Source organism: Flavobacterium sp. GNP011 (genome assembly GCF_056428925.1).
The window spans coordinates 604,646-611,607 of the sequence record NZ_JBWJVJ010000001.1 but is presented as its reverse complement, the minus strand read 5'-3'; the positions used below and the strand labels follow the sequence as shown (position 1 = coordinate 611,607).

Annotated in this window: 8 protein-coding genes and 1 pseudogene; 1 reads left to right on the top strand and 8 read right to left on the bottom strand. The window is 32.1% G+C overall.

Features of this window, described 5'->3' with window-relative positions; translation table 11 throughout:
- Both AC061E_RS02590 and AC061E_RS02585 read right to left on the bottom strand, forming a co-directional pair.
- Positions 1-340: pseudogene (locus AC061E_RS02590) on the bottom strand (efflux RND transporter periplasmic adaptor subunit); the annotation flags it as partial.
- 5 nt (positions 341-345) lie between these two features.
- Complete coding sequence (locus AC061E_RS02585) at positions 346-1,713, bottom strand: TolC family protein (RefSeq protein WP_478284858.1); 1,368 nt, start codon at positions 1,711-1,713, stop codon at positions 346-348.
- 190 nt (positions 1,714-1,903) lie between these two features.
- Between AC061E_RS02585 and AC061E_RS02580 the strand changes: the two genes are divergently transcribed.
- Positions 1,904-3,304 (top strand): DUF4403 family protein, encoded by a 1,401-nt coding sequence (locus AC061E_RS02580; RefSeq protein WP_478284857.1) that lies wholly within the window; start codon positions 1,904-1,906, stop codon positions 3,302-3,304.
- A gap of 20 nt (positions 3,305-3,324) precedes the next feature.
- Here AC061E_RS02580 and AC061E_RS02575 read toward each other — a convergent pair whose 3' ends face one another.
- The 6 genes from AC061E_RS02575 to AC061E_RS02550 form a co-directional block, all read right to left on the bottom strand.
- Positions 3,325-3,561: a CAMCR motif-containing small membrane protein gene (locus AC061E_RS02575; RefSeq protein WP_478284856.1), complete on the bottom strand. Its 237-nt coding sequence runs from the start codon at positions 3,559-3,561 to the stop codon at positions 3,325-3,327.
- 16 nt (positions 3,562-3,577) lie between these two features.
- The gene (locus tag AC061E_RS02570; RefSeq protein WP_478284855.1) at positions 3,578-4,162 is read right to left on the bottom strand and encodes a DUF420 domain-containing protein; all 585 of its coding nucleotides are present in this window, start codon (positions 4,160-4,162) and stop codon (positions 3,578-3,580) included.
- A 2-nt stretch (positions 4,163-4,164) separates the two neighbouring features.
- Positions 4,165-4,851, bottom strand: coding sequence for an SCO family protein (locus AC061E_RS02565; RefSeq protein WP_478284854.1), 687 nt, complete (start codon positions 4,849-4,851; stop codon positions 4,165-4,167).
- Between the two features lie 5 nt (positions 4,852-4,856).
- Positions 4,857-5,498: a hypothetical protein gene (locus AC061E_RS02560; RefSeq protein WP_478284853.1), complete on the bottom strand. Its 642-nt coding sequence runs from the start codon at positions 5,496-5,498 to the stop codon at positions 4,857-4,859.
- Between the two features lie 73 nt (positions 5,499-5,571).
- Positions 5,572-5,922 (bottom strand): cytochrome C oxidase subunit IV family protein, encoded by a 351-nt coding sequence (locus AC061E_RS02555; protein ID WP_144889532.1) that lies wholly within the window; start codon positions 5,920-5,922, stop codon positions 5,572-5,574.
- Between the two features lie 21 nt (positions 5,923-5,943).
- Positions 5,944-6,921, bottom strand: coding sequence for a cytochrome c oxidase subunit 3 (locus tag AC061E_RS02550; RefSeq protein ID WP_144889534.1), 978 nt, complete (start codon positions 6,919-6,921; stop codon positions 5,944-5,946).
- Between the last annotated feature and the right edge of the window lie 41 nt (positions 6,922-6,962).

Below are 6,962 nucleotides of genomic sequence, written 5' to 3'. Positions count from 1 at the left end.
TAGTTCCGGATAAGTTAGATACTGATCTGTTGTAACCAGAGGTGTATAAATCTGGATTGATCTTCACTAGTAAATCTCCTTTTTTCACTACTTGCCCTTCTTTTACATTTAAGGCTATGATTTCTCCCGAAACTTCAGAAGAAATTTTAACTTCAATTTCTGGCTGTATTTTTCCAGTAGCAGATACCGTTTCAATTATTGTAGATGGAATTACTTGTGCGGTTTCTACCTCAGTACCTACATCTTTTTTACCTATAACCCCAGACTTAGAAAGAGCAATTAAACCCGCAATAATTACTACTGCACCACCTATTAGGATATAAACTGTTTTTTTTGACATAATAATTAGTTTTTGATAAGAGGAATTCCGAAATAGAATTCTAATATTTTAATTTTAAAGATATAATCGTATTTGGTTCTCAATACTTCAGATTGTGCATTAGTAAGCAATGTTTGGGCTTGATTGTAATCAAATGAGTTCATTAACCCAACATTATAACGTTCTTTAGCATAATCAACCGCTCCTTGTCTAGCCTCAACAGCAATTACAGCAGATTCGTATGACTTTAAGGCGCCTTTAGCATCAGTAAATGCAGTAAAAACATTTCTTTGCAAATCCAAATCTTGTTGTTCTACGGCAATTTTCGATCGTTCTAAACTCACTTTGGAACGCTCTACATTGTTTCTAACAGAAAAACCATTAAATATTGGTATTGATAATTGTGCTCCAAAAGACTGTCCTTTATTATCGCTAAACTGATTGAAAAATGGGGCTGCATTTCGGGTACCAGTTATATTTCCCATGTTATTAAAAACAGGAACATCAGCATATGAAACCCTACTATTAAAACTGTAGAAACCCTGTAAAGTAGGCTGAAAAGCTCCTTTTGCAATGTCCACATTTTTTTGGGCAATCTCTAAGTTAGTTCGAGCAATTTTCAATTCTGTTCTGCCTTCTATCGCTTTATTATAAATAGCACTTGGAGTTTGAGCCATAATATTATTCTCATCTCTCATATTAGTGTCATCTACAACATCAAAATTTTCAAAATCTTTAAGCTGTAGTAACTGCGCTAAACTTAATTTTGAGATCAATAAAGCATTATCAGCAACTATAACATTCTGATTATTCTGAGCAACGGTAGCTTTGATATCTAATAAATCACCACGAGGAATAGATCCAGCTTTAACCAATTCTTCTGAACGTGCATATTGCTTTTCATTGATTCCCAATTGCTCCTTCTGTACTTTTAAATTTTCTTTATTAAAAAGAACCTGCAAAAAAGCATTGGCAACATTCAAAGCGATATCTTCTTGCATTTTTAACAATTGATATTTGGCTGCCACTATGGAAAGATTGGCTTTACGAAGCGTGTTCTGATTTTGCAATCCTTTATAAATATCAATACCTACATTAGCACCAGCTGAAGTAAACTGGGTTGTTTGATTTCTCAATAAACCAGTGGTAATATCCTGATTCAAACCAATGTTCCAAGAGTGAGAAGCACTGGCATTCAATGAAGGTAAAAAATTACCAATAGCACCTCTCTTATCAATCAATGCCGTTTTAGTATCTAGAGCGGATTGCTTAATTGAGATGTTGTTTTGAATGGCGTAATTCACACATTCTTGCAAGGTCCACTTTTTGGCTTGTCCCTGAACAGACAATCCTACAAGAACAATGAACAAACTAAAAAAACTATTTCTTTTCATATTTTTTTAAATAATTGCCTGAATTATGGATCAAACACATTTAACTTAGTTTAATTATGGTCTTCAAAATCATAAATTTTACAATCTGAAATTCAATAATTAAACAATAAGACTTTCGATCGTACCATTTGTTACAAAAAATCATAAAAAAAGAATTGTTTTACTAATTTTGTTTTCTAAAATTAATTAAATGTACGCATTCTCTCGAATCATTTTCGTTTTTGTAGCTGTAATTTTGTGTGAATCCTGCGCCACAACAAATAAAATAAACGCTTTAAAACCAGAACCAGACGATGCTGTGCCATTGGTTTATGAAAATCTTCCGTCCTTTATCAATCTACCAATATCAGTAAAATTAAAAGATATAGAGAATCAAACCAATACAGTTTTAACAGGATTGATCTATGAGGACAACACAATTGAGGACGATGACATTGAAATGAAAGTTTGGAAACAAGCCTCAATAACAATTACATCTGAAAAAGGAGAAAAAATAAAAACAATTCTTCCTTTAAAAGCTGTAATAAAATACCGAATTGGCACCAAAAAAATGGGGATAGAGCTCTATGATACTAGAGAGTTTAATTTAGATGGCGTTGTGACTTTATCTAGTGATGTTACCTTGACAAATTGGAAACTAAACACTAAAACCGAATTAAAATCACTTGATTGGAACGAAAGTCCCACCATGCTTGTCTTTGGTAAAAACGTACCTGTAACCTATCTAATCAATCCTGCAGTCAAAATATTTAAATCAAAAATTGAACGTAAAATTGACGAAGCCATAGGGAAATCAATGGATTTTAAACCAAATGTCTTGAGTGCGTTAGAAAAAATAACCACTCCTTTTTTAATGAATGAAACTTATGAAAGTTGGTTACGAATAGTTCCCTTAGAGATTTACACTACCAATGCGACATTAAAAAACGATGCATTACTTATAGAAATGGGAATGAAGTGCAATATGGAAACTTTTATAGGAAAACAACCTGAATCGAAGTTTAATGCCTCTAAGATTACTCTTAAACCGGTTACCAAAATTCCTAATGATATAGATGCAAACATTATTGCTATTTCATCCTATCAAGAAGCGTCTAAAATAATGACTAAGAATTTTAAAGGTCAAGAATTTGGATCAGGTTCCAAAAAAATTCAAGTACAAAACGTGGACATTTGGCACAAAAAAGGAAAAATGATTATTGCATTAGATGTTTTGGGTAGTGTAAATGGCACCTTATATCTATCAGGAATACCTCAATATAATGACAAAACCAAAGAAGTTTATTTTGAAGATCTTGACTATGCCTTGGATACAAAAAACAAATTAATGCGAACCGCAAACTGGATGGCTCAAACATTAATTCTAAAAAAAATAAAACAAAGTTGCAGGTATTCTATTCAACCAAACCTTGACGAAGGTCAAAAAAGCATGCTGGGTTATCTAAAAAACTATTCACCGATGCACGGGGTATTTGTAAATGGAAAAATGGAAGAAATAGAATTCCAAAAAATACAACTTACCAATCAAGCTATTATAGCATTTGTAAAAGTAAAAGGGAAAATAAATGTTTCTATCAATGGTTTAAAATAAACATTGATAGAAACAATAAATTACGAAGCCTTATTTTTCTTCATTTTATAAATCAAATATCCAATAATTGCAACTAGTAAATACGGAATAACCATTAAGTATACAATTCCATCATTTACAGCAGCAGCTTGAGTAGTATTATCACCACTAGTAAGGGCAGCTCTACACATAGCACATTGTGCATTTACGCTAGCACTACAAACAAAAGCTATAAATAGGAACCAAAACTTACTCCCGCTAGGATTAATTAACTTCATCTTTCTAACTGTAAAATTAATAACTATAATAAGGCGCAATCATCAAATAGACAATAACACCCGTTACTGCAACATAAAGCCAAATAGGGAATGTTATTTTAGAGATTTTTTTATGAGCAACAAAATCCTGCCCTACAGCTCTAACATAAGTAATCAATACCATTGGTATGATTGCTATAGACAAAATAATGTGAGTGATTAAAATCAATAAGTACACTATACGTAAAGATCCTATACTAACTTTTTCAGACTCTTCCAATAAGCCATTATGGTTACTATCACCAAATACAGTAGAATCACTAGTCATGTGATAAGCAACATACATCACTAAAAAAGCAAGCGATAAACCAATGGCTGTAGTCATGAAATACTGATGCCATTTTCTATTACCGTATTTAATAGCTACTACAGCCCCTACCAATAGAACAGCCGTTAAACCGTTTGTAGTAGCATATATTGGAGGTAAAAAGGACAATGGAGCAACATCAATTCCAAAATCTTTTAGTTTAATTTTAAATAAAATAGCTACCACGACAGGAATTACTATAGATACCGCAATGATGTATTTATTAAATTTTTGTTCTAAGGAATTGTTTTTCATATCTATTCTTCTAATAAAATATTAATATCTTGTTGTAGGTTTCTCACCCCTTTTTTATCTAGTCCATCGTAATATAAAATAGGATTACCAAATTCATCATTACGACAACGGATGTTTCCGTTTTTATCAATCAATGCAAATAAACCAGAGTGTTCAAATCCTCCAGCTACTTTTTTGTTCTCACCAGCATACAAGTTAAAGCCTTTGTTAGCCAATTTAAAAATATAATCTTTCTCACCTGTTAAAAAATTCCAATTTTTGGATCGAACTCCTAACAAATCATAATGTACCTTTAATGCCGCAGGTGTATCCGTTACAGGATCAATCGTTATAGAAGCAATACCAAAGTTAGGATTACCAAAGAATTTTTTTTCAATGAGCAACATACTTTCATTCATTTTTGGACAAATGGTAGGACAAGTAGTGAAAAAGAATTCTAAAACATATACTTTACCCTTATACGTTTCGTTTGTAATTTTTTCATTATCTTGATTTGTAAGTTCAAACTTAGGTGCAGCTCCAATTTTTAATAACTTCCCTTCCTCAGCAACTTCAGCCTTAACATTATCTAGTCTATCACCTTGGACAATTTTATCGTTTTTAATACGATCCACAATCTTAGGTATGGCATAAATACCAAATACCAAAATAATAAATGAAATACCGATGTAAGATTTATTTTTAAACATAACAATTAAATTTTTCTTGAAGCATTGTTATTTTTCTTGAGTGCAGCTCTGTATTCATACAAGATCACTTTAAAATCATCCAGCATTTCATTACTTAATTCAGCTGGGTGAAAAGTATTGTATCCTTCCATAACATCTTTTACTAACTTGCGTCCTCGTAAATTTCTTTTTTTATCAATAATATAGACCTTTGGAGTCCCCAACTTATCATCTAGATTTTCTTTCAACCTTAACTGTGAATAATAATCAGATATAGTATCGGGAGAAGCAAAAACAAATCTCCATTGAGCGACATCTGTAAAAGCGCCTAAAGCATCAACTACTTTTTTAGCATCACTTTCAGTTCCAGCAGGACACAACATTACAAACTGAACATCCTTAAATTCGTGATAACGTTGATAAATTTTTTGATTTAGATTAAAAAGATTACCTCTGTTTTTAAGTAATTCTGTACCGCAAAAGCCCAAAATAGTAACTTTCCCATTTAAAGTTAAAGGTTTACTATCTAAAGTTTTCCAAGTACCAAAATCAGCCGTATTAGGAGTAACAATAGGTAATTTAGTATAACCATTAACTCCAGAAGCAAAAAACAAATAAGCAACTATTGGTAAAATAAAGAGAACAAAAAGGACAATATTTTTTTTCATTACATTTTAAATATATAGTACAAAAATAAAAAAAGGTACGCAATGCGTACCCTTTTATTGAATTAATATCTTGTTAAAAATTCCATTTAATTGTGGAATTTTTAAAAACCTCATAAATATAATCCCCTTCAGTCAAAAAGATAAAAAGAATGTATAATATCAGAAAAATAAGTGGAAAAACAACTGCATTTCGCAATGAGCTCTTTTCACCTTCCATGTGCATGAAAGCCCAAACGATATAATATGCTTTGTAAATGGTTAGCAAATAAAATATCCAGTTTAGTAGGTTCATACCCATTAGACTATTCATGTGAAGGGCTTCTGGTTTAAAAATACCCAAAAATACTTCTAATATGGTTACAGCAGATAATATTCCGAATACTTTCCAGATTCTACCTACATTTGATGCGTGTTCGTGTGACATGATAATAATTTTTTTTAGAAATTAAACTAGATAGAAAACTGTAAATACAAATACCCAAACTAAATCTACAAAGTGCCAATATAGACCTACTTTTTCTACCATTTCATAACTTTTTCTCTTATCATATGTACCAAGTAGTACATTGAAAAAGATAATAATGTTAATTATTACTCCAGAGAAAACGTGAAAACCGTGAAAACCAGTTATAAAAAAGAAGAAATCAGCAAATAATTTACTCCCGTATTCATTTCTAATTAAGTTAGCACCCTCTACAACATAATGTGCTTGAGAAAGTCTAGTTTCTGATTCTTTTCTAGAAAGAATTGTTTTTTGTTTGTTCGCATTGACAATCTCTGTTCTAATCAATAAATCTGGATGAGCTTTGAAACCAGCTTGTACCTCTGCAACAGAGTAAGATGGCAACTCCCCTTCTTCCATGAACCATTTGGCTTTGTTTCTTTTAAGCTGTTCACGCTCTTCAGGTAAAGTCACTGCAAAATCAGCAAGTGCAACACGTTTCCCGTCTTTATCAACAAACTGAAGTAAACTACCTCCTTTTGTTTCAATTGCTCCGTACTCTCCTTTGATAAAGTTTTTCCACTCCCAAGCTTGAGAACCAACAAAAATAAAACCTCCAATGATGGTCAAGAACATGTACAAAACCACTTTGTCTTTTTTCATTTGGTGACCAGCATCTACGGCTAAAACCATAGTTACCGACGAGAAAATCAAAATAAAAGTCATTAATGCCACATAATACATTGGCGCTGAAACTCCGTGTAAAAACGGAAAGTGAGTAAACACTTCATCAGCCAATGGCCATGTTTCAATAAATTTAAATCTAGAAAAACCATACGCCGCTAGAAATCCAGAGAACGTTAAAGCATCTGACACGATAAAAAACCACATCATTAATTTGCCATAACTTGCTCCCATTGGCTCATTGCCGCCTCCCCAAGTTTTTTCTTCACTATTTGCAGTAGTAACTGTCGCTTCCATAAAAGTTATTCGTTAAAAAGTTCCCAAATTTACGTTTTTTT